The sequence below is a fragment of the Ruegeria sp. HKCCD7181 genome (assembly GCF_057221055.1).
This window is the reverse complement of sequence record NZ_JBWVBC010000014.1, coordinates 26,345-51,384: the sequence shown is the minus strand read 5'-3', so window position 1 is coordinate 51,384 and position 25,040 is coordinate 26,345. Positions and strand designations below refer to the sequence as shown.

Below are 25,040 nucleotides of genomic sequence, written 5' to 3'. Positions count from 1 at the left end.
TGGCGGACCGAGGAGGATTCGGCGATCCCTGTTAATTTATTTATTTTCAATAGGTTACATGATTTCATCGCAAAAAATGTTGCGGGATTTGTTGCGGGAATTTCATTTACCTTCTGAGGGGAATATCTGATCTCCGAACTTTGCCCCACGCGTCATCCACGCCATTCTCATCAAGCAACATTGCCAATGACTCATAAATTGGCCAACTCGTTTCTGTTGGACCCACGATTATCTCCTCTAAGATTTCTTTGACGGCATATCCAGAATAGCCGGTGGTGGCATCCGCCTTTAGTGGCAACTTGATGACCTTTTGCGGAACACCACCGATAGTTTCGATTTCTTCCTTCATGATGGGCGACCGGCCAAAAAGCGTCGGCGAATAAATTACACGCCATTCTCTTTCTTCTGAAAACCCAGGATGCTTTGTTGAGAGAGATGCCATGTGGAATGCCCAGTAGAGCTGTTTAAAGACCTCATCAGGCCCAATCTCGTTCAACAGATCGAATTCTGCTTCCAATCCTTTAACCAGCCTAACGAACTCCTCCTTAAAACCATCGTAGTCAGCATAAAGAACTGGGCTTGAAAATGCCTGGAGTTTCACTTCCTCAGACCTGAAAGGCGAATTGTTAAAAATGAGAGCGACATTGGTATCACCACCGTATGCTCGCCACATGGACAACCGCCCATATTTCTCCTCGGCAATATCTGGATTCCCGTGCTCGCTAACGGACATGAGAAAACTCTGCACCGTTCTTTCTGTTGAGTGAGAATCAAACGTCTCGGCAAGACGATCTGCCAAATCATCCGCTAGTTCACTCAACAGCGTTCTTAGCCGTCCACCGACTTCTTCGTCTTTCCAACTCTCAGCCAGGCACATTTCGCCGTGCTGGACCTCACTAAAGTCGTTCATGACTAGAGCATTGCGTAGCCAAACCTCTTCATTTTTTATGATTTGGGTTGCGGCAAATGCACTAGTGTAGTGAACGAACTTGGTATTTTCGGCTTCTACAGCCTCCACGCGATCCATTGCATACGGCATAAACAGCCTTGCCAGTTTCGCTTGCAACTCATCCATAAACAGAATCCCCAAAAACAAATCACGCCATACTAGAGCGTGCGTGTTTTGGGCTGCAAGCCGCGCTGAAGACAAATGTTGCGGGATTTGTTGAGGGAATTGTTGCGGGATTTGTTGAGGGAATTGTTGCGGGATTTGTTGCGGACAATGTTGCGGGATTTCAGATGTTGCGGGATTGCCTAATTTTTAATCGGAAAATCCAAGGATAACATATTGTTTTTGCTTGATTTTCCAAACGCTGCCACTTTCTTAGGCGAAAAAGTGGCGGACCGAGGAGGATTCGAACCCCCGACCCCTTGATTCGTAGTCAAGTACTCTATCCAGCTGAGCTATCGGTCCGCGTTGGTGAGGCGCTATGTAGACCCAGGTCCGGGTGCGTGCAAGCTGATTCTGCAAAAAATCTTCAAAAAGTCCCGTCTCCTCGCGGGAGCCTTATTTCAAAGGTCGTTCCATGTGGGCCGGTGTCTTTCAAAATCAGATCGCCGCCATGTCCGCGCACCAGTTCCTGCGAAATCGCCAGCCCCAGACCTGACCCACCTTTGCGCACGCCACCCTGAAACGGTGTAAATAGGTTTTCGCGCGCTTTGGGGGGCAACCCGGGGCCTGTGTCGCTGATTTCGATGAGCCAATCCGTCTCTGTTTCATGCGCGGAGACTGAGACCTTGCCCGGCTTGCCCGATGCGACCAATGCCTGCCGGGCGTTGCGGACGAGGTTCAGGATGACACGGAACAGCTGTTCAGGATCAGCCCGGGCCACAAGGTCCTGAGGCACGTCACTTACGATTTCCACGCTAGCATCAGCGATAGCGAGCTTCTCGCTTGCGACCACGTCCTCGGCCACATCGTACAGAGGCACCATGGTTAGTGTTGGCGCCGGCTCTTCGGCGCGACCGAATGCCAATGTGCTTTCACATAAAGAAACGGCCCGGGTTATAGAGTTGACCAGCTTTGGGGCCATCCGCCGCACCAGTGGATCGTCACTGGCCTCGATCCGGTCGGTAAACAATTGGGCCGAAGTCAGGATATTCCGCAAATCGTGACTGACTTTGGCAACCGCGCCGCCCAGCTGGGCCAACCTTTCGCGCTGTTTCAAAGCCTGCGTCAAATCGGTTTGCAGCATCTGCAATGCCTCTTCAGCCTCGCGCAGTTCTGTAATCTTGGAATTCGGTGAAATGATCCCCCGCGCGTCTTCGGGCGCGCTGGCATAGCGCTGCATATATCCCACAACGCTTTTGATCGGGCGTACAAGAACGACGCGCACCGCCAGAAACAGGAAAGATGCGGTTATGATCGAAATAACAAAGGACAGCCCCAGGATGCGCAACCCATAGTCGGTCATCGCCATACGCAGCGGATCGCTGTCCATTGTAACCTCGATCAATAGACCGGCATCCTTGACCGGCGCGCCGATTACACGAATGACCTCATTTCCGGGTGTAAACAGACGCGAAGTCGCGTCGCGGATCAAAACCCAGGCGCTGGCATCCCGCAGATCGTAGGTCTTCGCGATCCGGTCCGGAATTGGCGAGGACAGCATGAGCTGCCGAATCTCGTCGCGCCTCAGAACCACGTTATAGACACCCGCATTGGCCAGCAGCTCAGCCTCAAGATCATCGGCCAGCATATCATCAGCCAGCAACGCCAGCGAGGCGATCTGCGCGCGCTCCAGCCGATTCAGCAGGAAGTCCTCGCGAAAGCGCGCAATCGACGGCACAAAGATCAGGACTTCGGCCAACATCACGAAGACCGTTGTCAGGATCAGGAACCGGCCGGACAGCGAGTTCAATTGGCGCTCCTTTCCCGGTCAGGGGATCCAGCGTTGGACGAACCTGACCACTCGTTTAACCGTTTGATTCTCAAACAGCCTTGGCGAGAAATGGGCACCCGCCACACGTTTGTTAAGCTCTCCGAACGTCGGATAGGGCGATACCATCGCAGCGATCTGAGCCATCTTTAGGTTATTGGCCAAGGCCAGCGACCACAAGTTGATCAGTTCGCCCGCCTGATGACCTACGATTGTGGCTCCCACGGGTCGCCCCTTTACGACCATGACCTTAATGAAACCTTTCGTCTTCCGTTCCGCCACAGCGCGGTCATTGTGGTGGTAATCAAACCGGGCAATTTCCATTCTGTCGCCCAACTGATCTCGGGCCTGGGCCTCAGTCAGTCCAACCTGCGCCAGTTCCGGGTCCGTATAAGTTGCCCAGGGGATATGCGCCGTTTTGGCTTTGGACGGCAGGCCAAACAGCGCTGACCGGATGATAATCCCAGCCTGATATCCGGCAACATGTGTGAATTGCATCCCACTCGCAACGTCTCCAATCGCATAGACCCGGCGGTTTGAGGTACGCAGGCTATCGTCGGTCTTGATGCCAGTGCGAGTCTGTTCGATGCCCGCCGCCTCAAGGTTCAGATTGTCTACGTTGGCGGTGCGCCCTACAGCCACCAGCAAATGAGTGCCCGAGAATACCTGGCCATTTTCCGTTGCGACATCGATTGCGCCCGCTTCACCTCTAATTTGGGCCACCATTGCATCTTCGTGGATGTCGATACCTTCGCTCCTCAATGCCTCCAGCACGACGGCCGCTGCATCAGGATCGTCTTTACCCAGAGCTTTCATACCTTCAATGACAGTCACTTTGCAGCCCAGCCGCGCGTGGGCCTGCGCCATCTCCATGCCGATGGGGCCACCGCCAATGATCAGAAGATGCTCGGGTTTGTCGCGCAGATCGAAAATAGTCTCGTTGGTGTAATAGGGAACCTGATCCAAACCCGGCAGTGGTGGCACCAACGGCGAAGACCCAGTGGCCACGACAATCCGACGCGCTGTGATCAAGTTTTCCCCTGCTTTGACCTGCGTCGGTGACACGAACGATCCGTATTCCCGGATGACATTGACGCCGAAGCCCTCGAACCGCTCCTGACTGTCCATCGGTTCGATCTGCGCGATTACATTATGCACATGATCCTTGGCAGCGGCGTAATCCACCTTAGCATCGGCATTCGCCACGCCATAAATGGATGCATGGGACTGCGCATAGGCCGCCTTGCCACTAGCGATCAGAGCTTTGGACGGAACACAGCCGAAATTCAGGCAGTCGCCGCCCATCTTGTGCCCCTCCAACAGGATGACATCCGCTCCCATCTGGCTGGCCCCTGCGGCGACGGACAGGCCGCCTGACCCGGCCCCGATCACCAGGATATCGGTTTTCAACTCTTTCATAATTTATGCGCCCTTTTGGCCCCGCAGAGTTTTTATGACAATCGGCAATGCCGCCAGAGCACACAAGCCGAGGATCGGACCAATCACAAAGGGCTCCCACAGCAACGAAACATCCGGTGTACCACCTCGATCGAATACTCCGCCAAGACCGACGCCGATCCATGTATACACAATCCCGCCCGGAATAATTCCCAACGCGGTTGTCAACAGGAAGTTGCGGAACTTTACTCCGACCAAGGCGGGTATCAGGTTTGCAACGAAGAACGGTACCACCGGAACCAGTCGCAGAAGGAAAAGAACGGAAATCTCGTTCTCCCGCAGGCCGTCTTTTAGCTTTTTGACCGTCCCTTCCGACGCCTCCAGCTTGGCCGTCAAGGATTCGCCCAACCCCCAGCGCGCAGCCAGGAAAATGGCAGACGCGCCAACCGTGGCCGCGACAACGTTGAATACGGTCCCGGCCAGCAATCCGAACAGAAACCCGCCGGTCATGGAGGCCACGGCAGCCCCCGGCAACGAAAACGCCACGATCACGATGTAGATCGCAACAAATGCCACGGCCATTGCCCAGTAATTCCCGTCGCGCCAGGCCAGCAGAGCCTCTCGATTGTCTCGCAAGGTCTCAAACGTCAGGTAGTCCCCAAGTGTAAAGAAACCGACCGCCGCAACGATCAGAATCACAAGAAGGGGTACGTGACGCGCAAATCCGCCGCGCTGCATCTGAGACGTTTCGCTCATTCGACTTTCAGGCTTGTGTTCATTCATTCTGCCCCCAACATGCGCTTTGCGGCGGTTCGGCAACAGAGGCATCACGGGGCCTTGAAGATTATGGCAGCGAATGTGAGTGTTTCCGGCGCTAAACCCGGTTTTTGAAACCTTTTTGTAGGTCAGGTTACAGATTTGTTGCAAAAGGAGCGAAAACCGGGTTCAGAGGGTTTGACTTAGTCTGCGCTTACCAGTAGAGGACGGGCTTCGAACACCACGGGCAGGCGAATCCGCGCTGCACCCGACCGCCAAAGATTGGAGACGGAGCGATGAAACGCACCTATCAGCCTTCGAACCTGGTTCGCAAACGCCGCCACGGTTTCCGCGCGCGCATGGCCACCAAGGCCGGCCGCAAGATCCTGAATGCTCGCCGCGCCCGCGGCCGCAAATCGCTGAGCGCGTAAACCGCTCACCGATCAGGTTATGAACATGACGCCGCCGGAGGCCCCTGTGGATGGTAAGAACCACCCCGGGGATATGCCCCCGGCGGCGTCCGTTTGTGCGCCTGATACCCTGAAAGTTCTGAAGAATCGGTCTGATTTCCTGAAAGCTGCGCGCGCGCGCAGACAAGGGACAGCGTCGATGATGGTGCAGGCCCGAAAGCGGGCCCCGGATGAGGCCTGCGGGATTCGCGTAGGGTTCACGTGCTCCAAAAAGGTTGGTAACGCTGTCGCCCGCAACCGGGCCAAGCGACGCCTGCGCGAGACTGCGCGAGCCGTTCTGCTCACACATGGGCGCGACGGCTGGGATTACGTGCTGATCGGTCGCGCGGACATGACGGCTGCACGACCATTCGACGCGCTGAAAGACGACCTGCGCTATGCCCTGCGCAAATTGCATAGCAGCAGCAAATGACCCTTTCGGCCAAAATACTCGCCCTGCCCGTCCGGGTGTACCGGCTGGTCTTCAGTCCTTGGGTTGGCTTCAATTGCCGCTACCAGCCGACCTGTTCAGCCTATGCGCTGGAAGCTTTGGAAAAGCACGGGGCGCTAAGGGGCGCATGGCTCACCGCCCGCCGCATCGGGCGCTGTCACCCCTGGGGCGGCGATGGTTATGATCCGGTTCCGGATGAATGACCTGATCTTGCCCGATTGACCCAAACGCTGTAGGGCCTGCCCATGTTCGACGAAACAGACGATATCCACCCCCTGTTCGCCGGTGCGCCTTCGACCACCGAGTTCAAAAAATTGCGCAAACGCATCGTTCGACAAACGCGTGAGGCAATTGAACACTATGGGATGGTGGACGCAAACGCGCATGATAAAGACGCCAAGCCGCCGCGCTGGCTGGTCTGCCTGTCGGGCGGCAAGGACAGCTATACCCTGCTGGCCGTTCTCTATGAACTTAAATGGCGCGGTCTGTTGCCCGTCGACCTGCTGGCCTGCAACCTGGATCAGGGGCAACCCGGATTTCCAGCGACAGTCCTGCCAGAGTTTCTGGAACGCATGGGTGTGCCGCATCGAATCGAGTATCAGGACACCTATTCTGTTGTGATGGATAAGGTCCCACAGGGTCGCACCTATTGCGCCTTGTGTTCTCGCCTTCGCCGGGGAAACCTGTACCGTATCGCCCGCGAGGAAGGCTGCTCGGCCGTGGTTCTGGGCCATCACCGCGACGACATTCTCGAGACCTTCTTCATGAACCTCTTCCACGGCGGGCGCTTGGCCACGATGCCGCCGAAACTGGTTAACGAAGAAGGTGACCTGTTCGTTTTTCGCCCGCTCGCCCATGTGGCCGAGGCAGACTGTGAAAAGTTTGCCAAGGCGATGGACTATCCCATTATTCCCTGTGACTTGTGCGGCAGTCAGGACGGGCTTCAGCGTCAGCAGGTCAAACAGATTCTCGATCAGTGGGAAAGAAACGCTCCCGGACGGCGGCAGGTCATGTTCCGGGCGCTGACCAACGCGCGGCCTTCGCATCTGTTGGACCCCAAGCTGTTTGATTTTACAGGCCTTTCCCTTGATCCGATTCAAAAAGACGAAAATTCGGAAGAAATTCCGCTGCTGCGTTAACGACTGACTCAGATTGGTTTCCTACGGTCGGTTTGAGCGATCCCCGCCCAAGCCGAAGGCCGTAGAATCCAATGTCCAGAAACTCGTCCTTTGAACGACTTCGCGAAACGCTTATTGCCGTTGTAAATGGTCCGCAGGCCCTGGCCTTTGTGCCCGCTATTTGTCTTGCCGCATTCTGGCTTGGCGGTGAGCTGGCCTTGGTCAGCGTTGCGCTTGGTATGCCTTTGGCCTTCGCTATTGTCGGCTCGATGAGCGGCAAGACCCACATCCTGGCCGACGCCGGAGGCCGCCCAAGCGGTGCCGTGGCGCGGGACATCTTCCGGTCAGAATTGCAAGGTATCCACCAAGCGTCGCAAAACTCAGGTGACAACGCCGCCTGTATTGCCATTGCGCTGGACAATTTTTCAAGCCTACTCGACCTTCACGGGCAGACAGCGGCCGATCATGTCGCACAACAGTTCAGTGACCGCGTTCTTTCAGTGATCCGAAGCCACGATATTTTCACTCAGCTGACCTCAAACCGGTTTCTGATCGGGCTTCGCCCCTCATCACAACTTGATTTGGAAGCGTGTATCCAGATGTCAGGTCGAATTCAGAGCGCGATTGAAGAACCCATCCTGCTGAATGGCACGAGTGTTTATGTTTCCTGTTCAATCGGGTTCTGCCTGCAATCCAACGTGCCGGGCGCCAATGCAGAGGAATGGATGGATGCCACAATCGCATCCCTAACCGAGGCGCAACGAAACGGGCCATCCACCATTCGCGCCTATTCGACGGAAACACACCGCAGATCGTTGGTACGGGCCAATCTGCGCAAGGAATTCGAAACTGCACTGGATAATGGCGAGATTCGTCCGTGGTTTCAGCCGCAAATTTCCACGGATACAGGCGAGATCACCGGATTTGAGGCTCTGGCCCGGTGGGAACACCCGACCAAGGGGATCATGGGACCACAAGTGTTTCTGCCGTTTGCCGAGCAGGCGGAGTTGATGGATCGCTTGGGTCAGGTCATACGCCATCATGCCTTCAAAGCCCTCAATACCTGGGACAATGCCGCGGTTCACGTGCCGCGGGTCGGAGTGAATTTCTCTTCGGACGAACTGCGAGACCCCGGTCTTCTCGACCGTCTCAAGTGGGAATTGGATCAGTTCGACCTGACACCGGATCGACTGGCGGTCGAGATTCTCGAAACCGTGTTCTCCCGTCGACCCGATGATGTCATTACGCGCAACGTGACCGGGATGGCTGCTATGGGGTGTTATATTGACCTCGATGACTTTGGGACCGGCCATGCTTCCATTGCCTCAATAAAACGCTTTGTCGTCTCACGTATAAAAATTGACCGAACATTTGTCGCCAAGGCCGATCAAGATCCCGGCCAGCAGCAACTTGTCAGCGCTATCTTGACCATGGCCGAGCGGCTGAACGTTGAAACACTTGCAGAAGGTGTCGAAACGCCCGGCGAACACGCCTTAATGGCCCAATTGGGAAGCAATCATGTACAAGGCTTCGGAATAGGCAGGCCGATGCCAATTGAAAAGACACTAGACTGGATTGTCGCCTATCGGGCCAAAGCAAGCGGAGTTCCAGAAATCCGTCGCCAAATAGGGCGGAAATCCTGAAATTGCCACGCAGATCGCCGCGTAGTGGAAATTCGAAGGGCGATTCCGCTTGACCTTTGGGGCTGCACTCTGTTGAACCCACCGGGTGTCTTTCAATGCTCAAGGTGGCTGTCCCAGATGGACGATCAGAACAAGAATCTCATCCTCGCAACCGCGCTCAGCTTTCTGGTGATCCTGGTATGGTTCGTGCTGTTTCCGCCTCCGGAAACGACAGTGACGCCCGAGCAAACAGAAATCAGCACCGCTGACACCGACGAGGTTCAGACACCCAGTGCCGTTGACACCGGTACTGTAGGCGAAGCGACGGCCACCACCGAAGACGCACTACCTGAGACATCGGCACCGCGGGTTCAGATCGACACTCCGCGTCTGTCTGGAAGTTTGTCGCTGTCGGGCGGCCGCATCGACGAGCTGTTTCTGAAAGACTACAAAACCTCGATCGAGGAAGGCGCGCCGATCGTCGAGTTATTGTCTCCTGTCGGATCGGAATCGGCTTATTACGCGCTTTATGGCTGGGCGCCGGGTGCCGGGCTTTCGGGAACGGATGTACCGGGGCCCAACACTCTTTGGACCTTGGATCAGGGCGACACACTGAAAGTAGACAGCCCGGTCACGTTGGCCTGGGACAATGGTAATGGTCTGACTTTCCGCCGGACGATTTCGGTAGATGAAGACTACATGTTCTCGGTCACCCAGTCGGTTGAAAACGCGACCCAGGCCGAGGTCGGTATGGCACCTTATGGGATTCTGGCGCGCCACGGCATTGGCGAAGATGGCGACCTGCCGGACCTTAAGAACTTTTTCATCCTGCATGAGGGCGTCATCGGCATGGCCGACGGCACCTTGACCGAAGTTGACTATGGCGATGTGCGCGATTTCGACATCGATCCGGGCGAACGTGCACAAGCCGAAGTCTACCAGGTCAAAGAAAACGGTTGGATCGGATTTACCGATCACTACTGGATGACGACGCTGATCCCGGACCCCGGCTCAGCTTTCAAGGCCGCTGCCAAATACGATGCACGCCGTAAAATTTACCAGACCGAGACAGTGCTGCCGACTCTCAAAGTAGCCCCGGGTGAATCGGCTGAAGTGACAACTCGCCTGTTCGCTGGCGCGAAAGAATGGGGAGCCATTCGGGAATACCAGGCGGAAGGCGTGCAGAAATTCATAGACAGCATCGATTGGGGCTGGTTCTTCTTCCTGACCAAGCCAATCTTCTGGCTGCTGCACAATATCAATGCTCTGATTGGCAACATGGGCTGGTCGATCATCGGCCTGACGCTGATCATCAAGGCTATCCTGTTCCCGCTGGCCTTCAAATCCTATGTCTCAATGGCCAAGATGAAAGAACTCCAACCACAAATGGAGGCCCTGAAAGAGGCTGCAGGCGACGATCGGCAGAAAATGCAGCAGGGCATGATGGAGCTCTACAAGAAGGAGAAAGTGAACCCCGCCGCTGGCTGTTTGCCGATCCTGATGCAAATCCCGATCTTCTTTTCGCTGTATAAGGTGATCTTCGTCACCATCGAACTGCGCCAAGCCCCCTGGTTCGGCCCGTTCCGGGACCTCAGCGCGCCGGATCCAACCTCGATCATGAACTTCTTTGGGTGGATGCCTTGGGCCGGCCCCGAGCCGGGTACGCTGATGGCAACCATCTTCCTTGGTATTTTGCCACTGCTTCTGGGTATCTCGATGTGGCTGCAGCAAAAACTGAACCCGGCGCCAACCGACCCGACGCAGGCGATGATCTTTGCCTGGATGCCGTGGGTGTTCATGTTCATGCTTGGCAGTTTTGCTAGCGGCCTGGTGGTCTACTGGATCGCAAACAACACGATCACGTTTACCCAGCAGTACCTGATCATGCGAAGTCAGGGCTACAAGCCAGACGTATTTGGCAATATCAAGTCCGGCTTCAAGCGGACCCCAAAGACGGGCGGCAAATGAACGGGCAAGTCACCAGCCTGTGGCGGCATCCGATCAAAAGCCATGGGCGAGAGACCCTGAAGGATGTAACCGTAAGCCCCGGGCAGACCATGCCCGGGGATCGCGTTTGGGCGGTGGCCCACGAAGCATCCAAGGTCGACGGTTCGGAATGGGCGCCTTGCGCCAATTTCAGCCGGGGCGCGAAAGCGCCGCAGCTGATGGCAATTTCGGCTCGGTTGCAGGATGATCTGATCACTCTCAGCCATCCTCAACGCCCCGACCTCAGCTTTGCGCCGGATACGGAGCAGGAGGCTTTTCTGGAATGGGTTAAGCCATTGATGCCGGAAGACCGGGCTGCTTCGGCACGCATCATCCGGGTACCGGGACGTGGTATGACTGACAGCGATTTCCCGTCGATCAGTCTCTGCAACATGGCGTCGCATCGTGCGGTCGAGCAGAAGTTGGGTCAGGAACTTTCAACAATCCGCTGGCGAGGCAACATCTGGTTTGACGGGCTACCCCTGTGGGAAGAATTCGACTGGCTCGATCGCGACATTCGGATCGGCGAGGCCGTATTCCGGGTACGTGAACGTATCACCCGCTGCCTGGCCACCACGGCCAACCCTGAAACCGGGGAACGCGACGCAGATACGCTGGGTGCGTTGAACAGCTGGGGTCATCAGGACTTTGGCGTTTATGCTGAGGTTCTTCAGGGCGGCTCAATCGGCTTGGGCGACACGGTGCAACTGCTATGACGACTCTACCGTTTCCACTTGCAGACAACCAGGACGAGTTCGCGCTGGAGCGCGGGCGCAAACTGTTTGCCGGCCCGTCCGAGTTTGTCAAAGGCGTCGTCGCTATGAACGGCCTACCTGCCCCGGACCGGCTAGAAGTTTGCTTCGCAGGCCGCTCGAACGTGGGCAAATCCAGTCTGATCAACGCTCTGACCGGCACCAAGGGGCTTGCACGCGCATCAAACACGCCTGGACGCACGCAAGAGATCAATTTCTTCACTCAAGGACCGGAACTCTATCTGGTTGATCTGCCGGGCTATGGCTATGCCAATGCACCTGTGAAGGTGGTGGAGAAATGGCAGAGGCTACTGAAGCAGTATCTGAGTGGCCGCCAGACCCTGCGCCGGGCCTTTGTCCTGATCGACTCTCGCCACGGTGTGAAACCGGTCGATGATGAGATCATGAAGTTGCTGGATACCAGCGCGGTGACGTTTCAATGCGTCATGACGAAGGCTGACAAGGTCAAGGCCCATGATCGGGAAAAAGTGCTGACTCAGGTGAGGGGCGCGTTGTCCAAACACCCTGCAGCCTTCCCTGAAATCGTGCTGACTTCCTCCGAGAAAAATGACGGAATTCCGACCCTGCGCTCGATCATCGCGCATCTGGAATAGCTTCGCCCTTGGCAGCGCACCTCAAAGGTCCTAACACGGAACGTCAAAGGGACCTTAGCCATGAAGACACGAGACATGAACCGGGACTGGATCGCCACCGCAGCCACACTCAACAGCGCCCTGCCCTATCTGCAGCGCTATGACGGGGCTATTGTCGTTATCAAGCTGGGCGGGCACGCCATGGGCAGCGATGAAGCGATGGAGAGCTTTGCCCGGGACGTCGTCTTGATGCGGCAGGTCGGGGTAAACCCGGTCATCGTGCATGGCGGCGGTCCGATGATCAACGCAATGCTGGGCAAACTGGATATTCAGTCTGAATTCGTCAATGGCAAACGCGTCACCGATAAGGCTACTGTGGAAGTGGTCGAAATGGTGCTCTCGGGTCTAGTGAACAAGCGTATCGTTCACGCGATCAACGCGCAGGGTGGTATGGCCGTGGGGCTGTCCGGCAAGGACGCCCATCTGATGACCTGCGAGCAAACGGATGCTTCGCTGGGCTTTGTCGGAACCCCATCCGAGATGAACCCCAAAATTCTCCATGATCTGTTCGCACATGACGTAATCCCGGTGATCGCTCCACTCGGCGCAGGCCGGAGCGGTGAGACCTTCAACGTCAATGGCGATACTGCAGCCGGTGCGATTGCCTCGGCTTTGAAAGCGGATCGCCTGTTGCTGCTCACCGATGTCTCGGGCGTCAAGAATGCAGCCGGAGATGTTGTGACCGAGTTGAAAGCCGGTCAGATCCGCGAGATGACGCGCGACGGCACGATTGCGGGTGGTATGATCCCTAAAACCGAAACAGCGCTGGACGCCTTGCACAACGGCGTTCGTGCTGTTGTTATCCTCGATGGGCGTGCGCCGAACGCTGTATTGCTTGAGCTGTTTACCGAGCACGGCGCCGGGTCTCTGATCCGACCCGATTGACGCTTTAGTGATCCGAGTGGCCTTGCACCCAACTTTAACATGCCTGAATGTGAATGTATGGAAAATGAAGCCATCATTCGTCTGGGCGTGTTCTTGGGACTCTTCGTAATCTTTGCAGGCGCTGAGGCACTGGCGCCCCGCAGGCCACGAAACTGCGGACGGAAGCGGCGCTGGTTGACCAACCTGTCGATTACGGTCCTGAACGCTGTACTGCTCAGAGCATTGGCAATCGGATTTCCATTGTTGGCTGTTGGGGCCGCGCTCGACGCATCCCAAAACGGGGTGGGTTTGTTCAATCGGCTCAACTGGCCAGCTTGGCTGGAAGTCACTCTAAGCGTTCTGGTCCTCGATTTCGCAATTTGGCTTCAGCATCTTGTGACCCACAAAGTACCGATACTTTGGCGTTTGCACAGAGTACACCACGCGGACCGAGATATGGATGTCACCACCGCCATTAGGTTCCATCCCATTGAAATCGCACTGTCCATGCTTCTAAAGATCGGGTTGATTTACGTTCTCGGGCCCAGTGCATTTGCCGTGGTCCTGTTCGAAATCCTGCTGAACGGAACCGCCCTGTTCAATCACTCGAACCTGAAACTGCCTCTTGCCGTGGACGCCGTGTTGCGTAGGGTTCTTGTGACGCCCGATATGCATCGGGTGCACCATTCGGTTCTCAGGAAAGAACATGACAGCAACTATGGCTTTGCTCTGTCTATCTGGGACCAAATGATGGGAACTTATGTGGCGCAACCCGGTGGCGGGCACGATAAGATGAGTGTGGGACTGGAATGGCAGGACGATCGACCAACCCAGCTAGGATGGAGCCTGACCCTTCCGTTCCGGCGAAAGTGACGTATCAGGACGTCGAAACGGCAGCCCAAAGAGTTGGGCTCATCGTGATGGGAGCCCAACACCCAAGGAACAGCGGTGCCAAGCAGCTGGACGGCGGCACATTGATCCTGTTGGGCACAGCCGAGGCTTTCTGGCCAGTTTTCCAAACCTCACCCGAGTGGAACGATGGATTGGCAGACCCAGTGGACCGCTGGTCATCCCGTGTCGTGGGAGACATGGCCGCCACGCTGGGGGCAACGGCGCACTTTCCCTTCGGGGGCCCACCCTACACACCGTTCATCGACTGGGCGCTGAAATCCGGGCGTACATTCCAAAGCCCCGTTGGCGCGTTAGTGCACGATACAGTCGGTATGATGATCTCGTTTCGTGGAGCACTGCATTTCAGCTCTGAGTTTGACATTCCGGTGGCAAGCGGCGTCTCGCCCTGTACTGACTGCCCAGCGCCCTGCACGACGGCCTGCCCCGTCGGTGCGTTGAATGCGGTGAGTATTTACGACGTCGATGCCTGCCACAGCTTTCTTGACACCGACGCCGGACAAAGCTGCATGACCGATGGTTGTGCAGCAAGGCTGGCCTGCCCAATCAGCGGCGGCGCTTGGCGGCAGCCCGAGCAGTCCGCCCACCACATGAAGGCTTTTCACCGCTCATGACACGTACACTGATCCTGACCCGCCACGCAAAATCAAGCTGGAACCACCCCGGTCTAAAGGATCATGATCGCCCTCTGAACACCCGCGGTCGAAAATCTGCTGCGGCGATTGGCAGTTGGTTGCAGGGGCACAATTGGTTGCCCGATGACGTGCTCAGCTCAAGTTCAACCCGAACACGTGAAACTTGGGAGAGGATGGAGCTAAGCGCGACCGAAATCACGTTTACGCGGGACCTGTATCACGCGGACCCGGCGCAAATGCTGAAAACTCTGCAGACGGCACAGGGTGCCACGGTGCTGATGCTAGGCCACAATCCAGGTATCGCCAACTTTGCGGGACGCATCGTGAAAAATGCGCCAGATCATCCGAGGTTTTTCGACTATCCGACCTGTGCGACCACCGTATGCCGCTTCGACGTACCGAGCTGGGACGAAGTACAGTGGCACAGCGGCAAGGTAAGGGGTTTTGTTATTCCACGCGAATTGCTGGAATAAAAAAGGCGGGGTAATCCCCGCCTTTTCTGTTAATACCTGAAAACGTTCTTGCGTCAGTGACCAAGAATCTGGCTGAGGAACAACTTGGTCCGCTCGCTTTGCGGGTTGTTGAAGAACTCTTCCGGTTCGTTCTGTTCCACGATCTGGCCTGCATCCATAAAGATCACGCGGTTCGCGACCTGGCGGGCAAAGCCCATCTCGTGCGTCACGCAGAGCATGGTCATGCCCTCTTCAGCCAGCTCGATCATGGTGTCGAGCACTTCTTTGATCATCTCCGGGTCAAGCGCCGAGGTCGGTTCATCGAACAACATGATCCGCGGACGCATACAGAGAGAGCGGGCAATCGCCACACGCTGCTGCTGCCCACCAGACAACTGGCCGGGGTATTTCAGCGCCTGCTCAGGAATCTTCACTTTTTCAAGGAAGTGCATCGCCGTTTCTTCAGCCTCTTTCTTGGGCGTCTTGCGCACCCAGATCGGGGCCAGCGTACAGTTTTCCAGAATGGTCAGGTGTGGGAACAGGTTGAAGTGCTGGAACACCATGCCAACCTCAGACCGGATCTTGTCGATGTTCTTGAGGTCATTCGACAGCTCGGTCCCGTCCACGATGATCGTGCCCTGCTGGTGTTCTTCCAGCGCGTTCAGGCAGCGGATCAGGGTGGATTTACCCGACCCCGACGGCCCCGCGATCACGATCCGCTCGCCCTGATTGACGGTCAGATTGATATCGCGCAGCACGTGGAAAGCCCCGTACCACTTGTTCATGTTCGTGATTTCGATGGCGACTTCGTCGCTCACCTGCATCTTGGAACGGTCGATTTCGCGTTCTACGGCAAGTTGAGACATGCGTTGAACTCCTTAATGGTGGCCGGTCTGAAGCTTGCGCTCCAGATACATGGAATAACGGGACATGGAGAAGCAGACGATGAAGAAAAGTGCGCCGATAAAGGCGAACAGTTCCCAGTAGATGCCGTTCCAGGCGGTGTCGGCGCGGATAGCGTTGGCTAGGCCAAGAACGTCGAACAGCCCAATGATCGACACCAGAACCGTATCCTTGAAGATCCCGATGAATGTGCTCACGATACCCGGAATTGAGATTTTCAGGGCTTGCGGCATGATGATCAGTCGCTGTGCTTGCCAGTAGTTCAGACCCAAACTGTCGGCACCTTCGTACTGACCCCGTGGCAGGGCAGCCAGACCACCCCGGATCACCTCGGCCATATAGGCGGCCGAGAACAGGGTCATCATGATCATCACTCGCAGAATGATGTCAAAATTGGTACCCGGCGGCAGGAACAGGTTCAGCAGCAGCGACGCCACAAACAACAGTGTGATCAGCGGCACGCCACGGATGAACTCGATAAAGCCCACGCACATGTATTTGACGATCAGCAAGTCGGACTGGCGGCCCAGCGCCAGAACGATGCCGATTGGCAGCGAGACACCAATGGCCACAACGCCCAGGAGGATCGCCAGCATAAAGCCACCGAATTGACGGCTCTCCACGGCTTCGATGCCAATAGGCAGGATCGAGTCCATTGCACCGGTGAAATAGCCGGACAGCACCAGCCACCAGATCACTGCAGCCACCGCGGCACCGATCATCCCGATCAACTCACTCAGTTGCTTGCTGAGGATTGTGTAGGCCACCCAACCGAGAACAAATCCAAGCGCCGCCGAGATTGGGCCCCAGATGGTTCCGCCCCACATCAGGAACGGCATCAGGAACGGGTAAATCGCGGTAAAGATCAGCATCTTGGTCGGAACGCGATCCGAGTACAGAACCGGAGCCAGCGCGACCAACAACAAGACCAGTGCAAGGATCGGGCGCCAGTACAGATGGCTGGGGTAAAAGCCGAACAGCAATTGCAGCCAGCGGTCGTTGATGACGGCCCAGCAAGCATGACCATGGGTAGAGCCCCAAGTCGCCATCATGATCTCACGACACTCTGTCAGTGAATTGGCGTTCCAAACGGATTGGAACGTCCATGGCAGAACCCCGGACAGCACGTACCAAATCGCGTAAAGCGAAACGACCGTCAGGATCGAGTTGAGCCAGCTTGAAAACAGGTTGTGCCGAACCCAGCCGATTGCACCAACTTCCGAGGCAGGCGGCGCCTGTTCCGGAAGCATTTCCGTGCGGACAAATGAAACATCAGCCATATTACCGCTCCACCAGTTTGACACGTTTGTTGTACCAGTTCATCACCGCCGAAATGCTCAGCGAGATGGACAGATAGACCAGCATCAACAGTAGAACACATTCCAGCTCGCGGCCGGTCTGGTTCATGGTGATGCCGCCCAGCGTACCCGTGATGTCCATATATCCGACCGCGATCGCCAGCGACGAGTTCTTGGTCAGGTTCAGATAGTTCGAGATCATCGGAGGGATGATCACCCGCAGCGCCTGCGGCAGGATCACCAGACGCATGGTACGGCCCGGGCGCAGTCCCAGCGCGGATGCGGCTTCGGTCTGACCTTTCGAGATAGCCATAATACCGGCGCGCACGATCTCGGCGATGAAGGCCGCCGTATAGAGCGACAGGGCCAGCCACAGCGCGATCAGCGAGTTGCGCATATGGGTGCCGCCTCGGAAGTTAAACCCTTTCAACTCGGGGTATCCCAGATGGAACCCGAGAGCGGCCATCAGGATGAACATCGGCACGAACAAAATGCCCAGCTGGATATACCAAATGGTCGGACGGTCACCGGTCGCTTCTTGTTTTGCAGCGGCATAGGCGGAAACCTTCCGCATTGCAAAAATGCTGCCTGCCAACACGACCAAGAATGCGACCAGATCCAGCGAGACATCGAAACGTATGCTTGACGCGCCAAATAGGTGGATATCGCCCAAGCTCCGCGAGAACAGGAATTCCGGGATATAAACACCACGGTTAGTGACAGCGACAGAATTGAACAAATCCATCGTTGCTGTTGGGTTATCGCCTCGGAACGCGTTGGGTGCTGGCAAGCCTTCGATCAGAATGGCCATTGCCAGAACAATCCAGAGCAAGACGGGCACGTTGCGGAACATCTCGACATAAACTGTCATGAGCCGCGCGATCAACCAGTTGTTCGAAAGCCGCAAAACGCCGACGAATACACCGACAATCGTCGCGGTGATACAACCCAGAACCGCAACAACCAGCGTGTTCAGCAATCCGATAAACGCGGCCCGTAAATGGCTATCGCGGGAGGTGTACTCCAGAAGCCGCTGGTTAATGTCATAGCTTGCCGGTTCCCCAAAGAAACCAAACTCAACCGGTTTGCCCAGTGCTTCAAGATTTTGAATTGTGTTGGAAATGATCCAGGCTGCCAAAAGCATGAAACCGATCAATGCAATGACCTGAATGGTCGCTGATCGGTACCGCGTATCGTAAAGGAGCATGGACAGCCGGAACTGCTCCTTCGGCGGGTCAGTGAGAGTCGTCATGACCTATGTATATCCCCGTGACATCCCGATTTTCTGCCGGCAGAGTTGATCACTGCTCAATCTATTCGGGAGTGTTTCTTATTGTTTGAAAAAGGGCGCAGGTTGCCCTGCGCCCTTTCCCGTGGATTTTAGCGGAACGGCGGCGAGTACAGCAGACCGCCATCGGTCCACTGAGCGTTCAGGCCGCGTGCCAGACCGATCGGGGTTTCTTCACCGATGTTCTTGGCAAACACTTCGCCATAGTTACCACCAGCTTTAACCGCCCGTGCAGCCCATTCAGCGTCCAGACCCAGCATCTCGCCCAGTGTACCTTCGGTACCCAGCAGACGGTTCACTTCCGGGTTGTCACCCGCGCCCGAGCTCAGCTCGTCGATATTGGCCGAGGTGATACCCAGCTCTTCTGCCGAGATCAGCGCGTTCAGGGTCCAGCGGACAACGTCGCCCCACTCGTGATCGCCGTGACGGACCAGCGGGCCCAGCGGCTCTTTCGAGATGATTTCGGGCAGCAGGACGTGATCACCGGGGTTTTCGAACGTGGCGCGGGTTGCGGCCAGGCCCGATGCGTCGGTGGTGTACACGTCACATGCGCCAGCCAGATACTGCTGCTGCGCTTCGGCGTTGGTTTCGATCGGAACCGGCTCATAGCTGATGTTGTTCGAGCGGAAGAAATCCGCCAGGTTCAACTCGGTGGTTGTGCCGGTTTGGATACAAACGGTTGCACCGTCCAGTTCCTTGGCCGAGCTTACGCCCAGTGCCTTGGGAACCATGAAGCCTTGGCCGTCATAGTAGTTCACACCAACGAATTCGAACTTCAGGTCGACATCGCGGCTGAATGTCCAGGTTGTGTTACGGGCCAGCATGTCGATCTCACCGGAAGCCAGCGCGGTAAAGCGGGTCTTACCAGTGGTCGGAACAAATTCAACAGCGCTTGCGTCACCCAGAACGGCTGCGGCAACGGCGCGGCATACGGCAACGTCGAAACCTTGCCATTCGCCATTTGCGTCGGGCGCTGCAAAGCCAACCAGACCGGTGGTCACACCGCAGTTTAGCTTACCGCGCGCCTTGACGTCGTCAACGGTCCCCGCTGCAGCTGCACCTGCAGCCAGACCGGCAATCGTTGCCGCGCCCAAGATTACGGATTTTTTCATTTTTACCTCTTCCTGATTTTCCATCCCTGAAGGAACGGTTCGATCCGGCACACGCGCGCCAGAAAGGTTACCCAAAAGGTCTCTCCCCTTTAGTGGCCCAAGTTTGGGCGTATTCATAAACAAACGTCAAGTGCTGGATCAGGGAAATCGATGGGTCAACCGCATAGGCTTCGGATTTCACGCCGAAAAATCAGATTCCGAAGGCTCAAACCGAGAGATCAAAGAACTTTTTGGCATGGAGAAAGGCAGCTTTCTTGATTTCGGCAGCCGAGTGCGCCTCGTCATCATGGCCCCATTGGTCGATCTGCCAGTTTTCGTCCAAGCGGGAGATGGCCCAGATCTCGTCAGGGTTTCGCCAGTCTCGGGCCGCCGCAAAACCCAGTATCAAAGAGCCCGACAAGCTAACGAGATCATGAAATGCGGCAAGCTGAAACGCATTCAGAGCGTGAACATGGGATCGCAGGTTTTGGACTGCGTCTTCTGGTTGCGGTCGGTGCAGAACACCAGCGACCGAAAACAAACGCGCACCAAGTGCTTCGGCAGCCCAGTCCAAAGCCGGGTCCCATTGCTCGGCCTGCCTTTTCTGCAGGGTTTGCGGATGCGTCGCGCGATAGCACAGCAAGTCTGAATCGCCGTAATCCGCCAACATGTCCGCAACTTCCGCATGCTGGTGACACACCTTGTCGATGGCCGCGTTTGCGGACCGCGTAAAAGGCATGGTGGTCGGATCCACCTCGTTTTCCTGTGCTTTCCATTCGGCAGCAACTGCTTCGGCCATGGCCAGGGTCGGCAGCGTCAGAGCAGATTTGGCTGGTGTCTTGACCCTGCGGCCGTCCAGCTCGACTGTATAGCCCCCGTCGGCCTCAACGACCGCACTAGATGTCCAGAAGCGTTTTGGTTTCCAGTCGCTCATGTCATTTGTTCCAGAGTTCGGCCAGTGCATCTGGCAGTTTTTCGAATGTATCGATCACGCAGGCAGCCCGGTGCAGAGCCGAGCGGTCGTGATACCCCCAGCTGACGCCTATGCCAGCAACCCCTGCCGCCGCGGCCATGTCCATGTCAAAACTGGTATCGCCGATCATGACTGCATCTGCCGGGGAAACTCCTGTTTCGGCTATTGCGGCCTCGATCATTGACGGATGCGGTTTGGACGGGTGGTGATCCGCAACCTGCCGGGTAACGAAGTATCGCTCCAACCCATGGACCTGTAGCAGACCATCTAATCCGCGTTGGGATTTACCCGTCGCGACGCCAAGCAGGATTTCTGGCGTGGCGTGCAGGGTTTCTATAATATCCCGCGCGCCGGGATAGAGCGGCGAACTGGCCGCCCCCTGTTCCAGTCGCTGCGCATGATAAGCCTGTTTATAACCGTCAACCAGCTGGGCTTGAACCAAGGCGGATTGTTTCGGTGCCAAACGCTCCATCGCTTGCGGCAGCGACAACCCCACAATCGAAAGTGTTGCATCACGATCTGGCGCTGGCAGGGAAAGCGCGTCAAAGCAGGCGTTCATGGCGGAAATAATACTGCCCTGGCTATCAACCAGGGTGCCATCAACGTCGAACAGGACCAGGCGCAAAGATGCGCTCATCGCAGCTCCTCAAACGGGTCGTCGACGGCCAGATCTTCGGTCCATCCAAGTGTGTCCCAGCTGTCTTTCATATGTTCCGGCAAAGGCGCGGTAATGGACACAGGCTTGCGGGTCACCGGGTGTTCAAGGGACAACCGCCGCGCGTGCAGATGCAGCTTTTTGCTGATTATCCCGCCCAGCTGCGCACCCCAGCCATCGCCCAGATTTTCCTGACCCGAGCCGCCGTATTTGCCATCCCCGATGATCGGATGGCCAATAGCCGCCATATGTGCGCGCAACTGGTGTGTTCGCCCGGTGACCGGCTCCATGGCAACCCAGGCAGCTCTGCCCGCGACCCGGTACAGCGTCGCGTACAGTGTGTGTGCGCGTTTCGCCCCCGGAGTGTCGTCGACCTCGCTCATGTGCACGGGAATCATCTTTTCGCCTTCGCCGTGCTTGCCATGGCCCGGGGCCTTGACCAACCCGGTTTTGATTTCGCCCAAGTAGGGTGTCGGCACACCTGCAACCAAAGCCCAGTAGATCTTGCGCGTGTTGCGATGCCGAAAGGCCGCTGTCAGCCCCTTGGCCGCTTCACGGGTGCGAGCCATAACCAACACGCCCGAAGTGTCCTTGTCCAGCCGGTGCACAAGGCGCGGGTTCTCGTCAAAGCCAAAGCGCAAGGCCTCGGACAAGCTGTCAACATGTCGGGTTTGCCCGCTGCCGCCCTGCACAGGCAGGCCGTGTGGTTTGTTCAGAGCCAGAATGTGATCGTCGCGATAGATCACGCAGGACTGGATCAGCCTGGTATCTGCATCCGAGATGGTCCGTTTAACCTCAACGGGCTTGTGATCAGCATCCGGCAATGGTGGGACGCGCACGGATTGCCCGACCTCCAGCCGGGTCGAGGCTTTGACCCGGCCGCCATCGACGCGCAATTCACCCTTGCGGCACATCTTTTCGATGCGGCTTTGGCCGACATGGGGAAACAGGCGGCGCACCCAGCGATCTAGCCGCTGGTCACCGTCGCCTTCTGCCACTGTGATCATCTGTACACCACTCATGCGATTGCCCCTTGCACCGCGCGGCTTGAGCGCCCGGATTGTGTCAGTTTCAGCTCTTTTGAAAACATGCGCGTCTGTCGCCCGCATCGGTCGAAGAGTCAAGTCAGCGCAATTAAGTGTTCCGCTGTGCCCGTAGCTTGGCAAAATAGTCCAGTCGCTTTTTCAGCTCACGCTCGAACCCGCGTTCGACCGGTTGATAGAGATCGGGGCGCTCCATGTCCTCGGGAAAGTAGTTCTGGCCGGAAAACCCGTCCTCGGCATCATGGTCATACGCATAGCCTGTGCCGTATCCCTGGTCTTTCATCAAAGAGGTCGGCGCGTTCAGGATATGCTTTGGCGGAGGCGCGCTGCCGGACTGTTTTGCCAACCGCATAGCCGCCTTGTAACCGATGTAAGCCCCATTCGACTTGGGCGCCAATGCAAGATACACCACCGCCTGCGCCAGCGCCAGCTCACCTTCTGGTGATCCAAGCCTCTCGTAGGTTTCCCAGGCGTGCAGGCAGATCGACTGCGCCTGAGGATCGGCGAGCCCGATATCTTCAACGGCCATCCGGGTAATTCGGCGGGCCAGGTACCTTGGATCCTCTCCTCCGGTCAGCATCCGGGCGAACCAGTACAGCGCGGCATCCGGATCGGATCCGCGTACCGATTTGTGCAGGGCTGAAATCAGGTTGTAGTGCTCATCCCCGGACTTGTCGTATTTCGCCGCGCGCCGCATGAGCCGCTTGGCCAGCGCGTCCGGGTCCAGTGATGCTTTGACATTCCACGCTGACACCTGCTCGATCAGGTTCAGCAACGCGCGCCCATCACCGTCAGCCATTTCCTGAAGCGCCTCGCGCGCCTGGCCCGTCAAAGGCAGTGCATTGCCCAACTCCTTTTCGGCGCGCTGGGTCAATCGTTCCAAATCGGTCAGGTTCAGTCGCTCCAACACCAGCACCTGAGCACGGCTAAGGACAGCGGCGTTGAGTTCAAAGGAGGGGTTTTCGGTCGTGGCGCCCACCAGAAGGATAGTACCATCCTCCATATGAGGTAGAAAACCGTCCTGCTGAGCTTTGTTGAAGCGGTGAATCTCGTCAACGAACAGCAACGTGCCCTGCCCATTCTGACGGCGGATTTTCGCGGCCTCAAACACCTTCTTAAGATCGGGTACGCCAGTGAATATCGCGCTAATCTGAACGAAATGAAGGTCGGTTTCCCGGGCCAGCAACCGCGCAATAGTGGTTTTGCCCACACCCGGAGGTCCCCAGAAAATCAGGCTGGACAGGCTACCCGCCGCCAGCATCACCCCCAATGGCGCCTCGGAACCCAGGACCTGTTCCTGCCCGATGACTTCATCAAGCGTTTGTGGGCGCAATCGGTCCGCCAATGGGCGATGTGGCGCAACTGCTGGGGCGCTGTCTGCGGTATCGAACAAGTCGCTCATATCGTTACAGACGGAACCGCAGAGATACCGCTTGTCCGCCGCGCTCCAACTCAATCTGAACCCGTCGACCCGGTTCAGTCAGGGCGTCCACTATATCCCCGGGTCGCTCGACTGTTTTACTATTGATGGCCTTCACCAAATCGCCGGTTCGCAACCCGGCTCGCGCGCCGTAGGGGCCGGGCTCGACCACGACGACACCTGTCTGCGACAGACCCAGCCCCAGCCGCGTTATCAAAGCCGGGTTTATCCGCGCGACGACCAATTCGGGCAGGACAGTGCTGGCATCCAATTCCGTCTCTTCAGCGGCGGGCGTTTCAGGCGCCGGGATCAGCGCGACCTTAACCTCGGATCGCGCATCACCACGCAGGCGTGTCAGGACAGACGTTCCGCCAACCCCGGCGATAGACATGCGGAATTTCATCTCGGCCGGTGAGTTTACTTCTTTCCCGTCGACATGAGTGACCACGTCGCCAACTTTCAGCCCTGCCTCACCTAACGGACTAAGCGCGTGCAGATCCGAAATCACGACCCCTTCCGGCAGCGTCAAACCAAGGGATTCTGCAATGTCAGCGCTCATATGCTGTCCTGCCATTCCAGCCCAGGGGCTGACGAACCGTTCGTTTCCAGCCCGCGCTTGCTGTAGGTACTCGGCGACCAGATTGGCTGGAATGGCAAAACCGATGCCGTTCGATCCCCCCGAACGCGTCAGGATCGAGGTGTTTATTCCGATCAGCTGCCCATTAACGTCGATAAGCGCGCCACCGGAATTTCCGGGGTTGATGGCCGCGTCGGTCTGGATGAAATAACCCCGGGCATTTCCAGTCGCCGTTCCGGTGCGCGCCAGTCCCGAGATAATGCCCGAAGACACCGTTTGCCCTACGCCAAACGGGTTACCGATGGCCAAAGCCAACTCACCAACTTCAACCTGATCCGAATCGCGCAGTTGCAGGAAGGGCAGATCCTGAGCCTCATCCAGCCGGAGAATCGCAATGTCGCTTTCCCTGTCGCCTAGAACCACCTTCGCGGAGAACTCACGCCGATCTGTAGTGACAATCTGGATTTCAGTCGCGGCGCCGACGACGTGATAGTTGGACACGATATAGCCATCCTCAGACAGAATCACACCGGAACCCAGCGAGTTCTGAACTCTCGGTCGCGGAGCCCCAAATCCTCTGCCAAAGAAATCCTGAAAGAACGGATCGGAGAACAAAGTGTTTGCCCGACCCTGTCGAACGATCTTGGCATAAATGTTTACGACCGCTGGAGCAGCCTGTTTTACGACTGGTGCGAAACCCAGAGAAATCTCGGCCTGAGATTGCGGCACGCGGGTCTCAGCAGAGGCTACTGTGGCGCATGCAAAAGAAAGAGCAATAAGTGTCGCGCGAAACATTGATACCTCAACTTGCAAAGCTCAGTTGGATATGCGTCCACAGGAAACGTAATGCAAGCTCGTGGTGAATAAG

The 25,040-nt window shown here is 56.8% G+C and carries 25 protein-coding genes and 1 tRNA gene; 12 read left to right on the top strand and 14 right to left on the bottom strand.

The window, feature by feature from the left end; all coding sequences use genetic code 11:
• Positions 1-106 precede the first annotated feature (106 nt).
• The 5 genes from AC2TCY_RS20920 to AC2TCY_RS20900 all read right to left on the bottom strand — a co-directional run bounded on the left by AC2TCY_RS20920 (position 107) and on the right by AC2TCY_RS20900 (position 5,033).
• Positions 107-1,075 carry a DUF2971 domain-containing protein gene (locus tag AC2TCY_RS20920; RefSeq protein ID WP_170553380.1) on the bottom strand — a complete coding sequence of 323 codons (969 nt, stop codon included), beginning with the start codon at positions 1,073-1,075 and terminating at the stop codon, positions 107-109.
• Between the two features lie 262 nt (positions 1,076-1,337).
• Positions 1,338-1,414, bottom strand: a tRNA-Arg gene (locus AC2TCY_RS20915).
• 64 nt (positions 1,415-1,478) lie between these two features.
• A complete protein-coding gene (locus AC2TCY_RS20910) occupies positions 1,479-2,861 on the bottom strand; it encodes an ATP-binding protein (RefSeq protein WP_480850429.1) in 1,383 nt (460 codons plus the stop codon).
• Positions 2,862-2,879: 18 nt separating this feature from the next.
• The gene (locus tag AC2TCY_RS20905; protein WP_480850427.1) at positions 2,880-4,298 is read right to left on the bottom strand and encodes a dihydrolipoyl dehydrogenase family protein; all 1,419 of its coding nucleotides are present in this window, start codon (positions 4,296-4,298) and stop codon (positions 2,880-2,882) included.
• Positions 4,299-4,301: 3 nt separating this feature from the next.
• Complete coding sequence (locus tag AC2TCY_RS20900) at positions 4,302-5,033, bottom strand: TVP38/TMEM64 family protein (protein WP_480850495.1); 732 nt, start codon at positions 5,031-5,033, stop codon at positions 4,302-4,304.
• 296 nt (positions 5,034-5,329) lie between these two features.
• On the opposite strand from AC2TCY_RS20900, the gene rpmH reads away from it, so the two are divergent.
• The 12 genes from rpmH (at position 5,330) to AC2TCY_RS20840 (ending at position 14,945) form a co-directional block, all read left to right on the top strand.
• The gene (gene rpmH, locus AC2TCY_RS20895) at positions 5,330-5,464 is read left to right on the top strand and encodes a 50S ribosomal protein L34 (RefSeq protein ID WP_005980833.1); all 135 of its coding nucleotides are present in this window, start codon (positions 5,330-5,332) and stop codon (positions 5,462-5,464) included.
• A 25-nt stretch (positions 5,465-5,489) separates the two neighbouring features.
• The gene (rnpA, locus tag AC2TCY_RS20890; RefSeq protein ID WP_480850425.1) at positions 5,490-5,915 is read left to right on the top strand and encodes a ribonuclease P protein component; all 426 of its coding nucleotides are present in this window, start codon (positions 5,490-5,492) and stop codon (positions 5,913-5,915) included.
• A complete protein-coding gene (gene yidD / locus AC2TCY_RS20885; protein WP_480850423.1) occupies positions 5,912-6,136 on the top strand; it encodes a membrane protein insertion efficiency factor YidD in 225 nt (74 codons plus the stop codon). The genes rnpA and yidD overlap by 4 nt, the downstream gene beginning before the upstream one ends.
• A 42-nt stretch (positions 6,137-6,178) precedes the next feature.
• The gene (ttcA, locus tag AC2TCY_RS20880) at positions 6,179-7,072 is read left to right on the top strand and encodes a tRNA 2-thiocytidine(32) synthetase TtcA (protein ID WP_480850422.1); all 894 of its coding nucleotides are present in this window, start codon (positions 6,179-6,181) and stop codon (positions 7,070-7,072) included.
• A gap of 71 nt (positions 7,073-7,143) precedes the next feature.
• Positions 7,144-8,694 carry a putative bifunctional diguanylate cyclase/phosphodiesterase gene (locus AC2TCY_RS20875; protein ID WP_480850420.1) on the top strand — a complete coding sequence of 517 codons (1,551 nt, stop codon included), beginning with the start codon at positions 7,144-7,146 and terminating at the stop codon, positions 8,692-8,694.
• 117 nt (positions 8,695-8,811) lie between these two features.
• Positions 8,812-10,641 carry a membrane protein insertase YidC gene (gene yidC / locus AC2TCY_RS20870; protein ID WP_480850419.1) on the top strand — a complete coding sequence of 610 codons (1,830 nt, stop codon included), beginning with the start codon at positions 8,812-8,814 and terminating at the stop codon, positions 10,639-10,641.
• The gene (locus AC2TCY_RS20865) at positions 10,638-11,375 is read left to right on the top strand and encodes an MOSC domain-containing protein (RefSeq protein ID WP_480850417.1); all 738 of its coding nucleotides are present in this window, start codon (positions 10,638-10,640) and stop codon (positions 11,373-11,375) included. Before yidC ends, AC2TCY_RS20865 begins: the two co-directional genes overlap by 4 nt.
• A complete protein-coding gene (gene yihA / locus AC2TCY_RS20860; protein ID WP_480850416.1) occupies positions 11,372-12,025 on the top strand; it encodes a ribosome biogenesis GTP-binding protein YihA/YsxC in 654 nt (217 codons plus the stop codon). Before AC2TCY_RS20865 ends, yihA begins: the two co-directional genes overlap by 4 nt.
• Positions 12,026-12,085: 60 nt before the next feature.
• Positions 12,086-12,949, top strand: a complete 864-nt coding sequence (gene argB, locus AC2TCY_RS20855) for an acetylglutamate kinase (protein WP_480850414.1) — start codon at positions 12,086-12,088, stop codon at positions 12,947-12,949.
• 57 nt (positions 12,950-13,006) lie between these two features.
• Positions 13,007-13,801, top strand: a complete 795-nt coding sequence (locus AC2TCY_RS20850) for a sterol desaturase family protein (RefSeq protein ID WP_480850412.1) — start codon at positions 13,007-13,009, stop codon at positions 13,799-13,801.
• Positions 13,738-14,451 (top strand): ferredoxin, encoded by a 714-nt coding sequence (locus AC2TCY_RS20845; RefSeq protein WP_480850410.1) that lies wholly within the window; start codon positions 13,738-13,740, stop codon positions 14,449-14,451. The genes AC2TCY_RS20850 and AC2TCY_RS20845 overlap by 64 nt, the downstream gene beginning before the upstream one ends.
• Positions 14,448-14,945, top strand: a complete 498-nt coding sequence (locus AC2TCY_RS20840; RefSeq protein ID WP_480850408.1) for a SixA phosphatase family protein — start codon at positions 14,448-14,450, stop codon at positions 14,943-14,945. Before AC2TCY_RS20845 ends, AC2TCY_RS20840 begins: the two co-directional genes overlap by 4 nt.
• 53 nt (positions 14,946-14,998) lie before the next feature.
• Here the strand turns inward: AC2TCY_RS20840 and AC2TCY_RS20835 are convergent, their stop codons facing one another.
• From AC2TCY_RS20835 to AC2TCY_RS20795, 9 genes are all read right to left on the bottom strand, one after another.
• Positions 14,999-15,790: an amino acid ABC transporter ATP-binding protein gene (locus tag AC2TCY_RS20835; RefSeq protein ID WP_480850407.1), complete on the bottom strand. Its 792-nt coding sequence runs from the start codon at positions 15,788-15,790 to the stop codon at positions 14,999-15,001.
• 12 nt (positions 15,791-15,802) lie between these two features.
• Positions 15,803-17,107 carry an amino acid ABC transporter permease gene (locus tag AC2TCY_RS20830; RefSeq protein ID WP_480850406.1) on the bottom strand — a complete coding sequence of 435 codons (1,305 nt, stop codon included), beginning with the start codon at positions 17,105-17,107 and terminating at the stop codon, positions 15,803-15,805.
• A gap of 1 nt (position 17,108) precedes the next feature.
• Positions 17,109-18,377 carry an amino acid ABC transporter permease gene (locus tag AC2TCY_RS20825; RefSeq protein WP_480850404.1) on the bottom strand — a complete coding sequence of 423 codons (1,269 nt, stop codon included), beginning with the start codon at positions 18,375-18,377 and terminating at the stop codon, positions 17,109-17,111.
• A 128-nt stretch (positions 18,378-18,505) separates the two neighbouring features.
• Positions 18,506-19,525, bottom strand: coding sequence for an amino acid ABC transporter substrate-binding protein (locus AC2TCY_RS20820; RefSeq protein WP_480850402.1), 1,020 nt, complete (start codon positions 19,523-19,525; stop codon positions 18,506-18,508).
• Between the two features lie 205 nt (positions 19,526-19,730).
• Entirely contained in the window at positions 19,731-20,438 is a 708-nt protein-coding gene (locus AC2TCY_RS20815) for an ATP12 family chaperone protein (protein ID WP_480850400.1), read from the bottom strand.
• A gap of 1 nt (position 20,439) precedes the next feature.
• Positions 20,440-21,114, bottom strand: coding sequence for an HAD-IA family hydrolase (locus AC2TCY_RS20810; protein WP_480850399.1), 675 nt, complete (start codon positions 21,112-21,114; stop codon positions 20,440-20,442).
• A complete protein-coding gene (locus AC2TCY_RS20805) occupies positions 21,111-22,154 on the bottom strand; it encodes an RluA family pseudouridine synthase (protein ID WP_480850397.1) in 1,044 nt (347 codons plus the stop codon). The genes AC2TCY_RS20810 and AC2TCY_RS20805 overlap by 4 nt, the downstream gene beginning before the upstream one ends.
• Before the next feature lie 112 nt (positions 22,155-22,266).
• Positions 22,267-23,577, bottom strand: a complete 1,311-nt coding sequence (locus tag AC2TCY_RS20800; protein WP_480850395.1) for a replication-associated recombination protein A — start codon at positions 23,575-23,577, stop codon at positions 22,267-22,269.
• Positions 23,578-23,581: 4 nt separating this feature from the next.
• Complete coding sequence (locus tag AC2TCY_RS20795; RefSeq protein WP_480850393.1) at positions 23,582-24,967, bottom strand: trypsin-like peptidase domain-containing protein; 1,386 nt, start codon at positions 24,965-24,967, stop codon at positions 23,582-23,584.
• Positions 24,968-25,040: the final 73 nt, after the last annotated feature.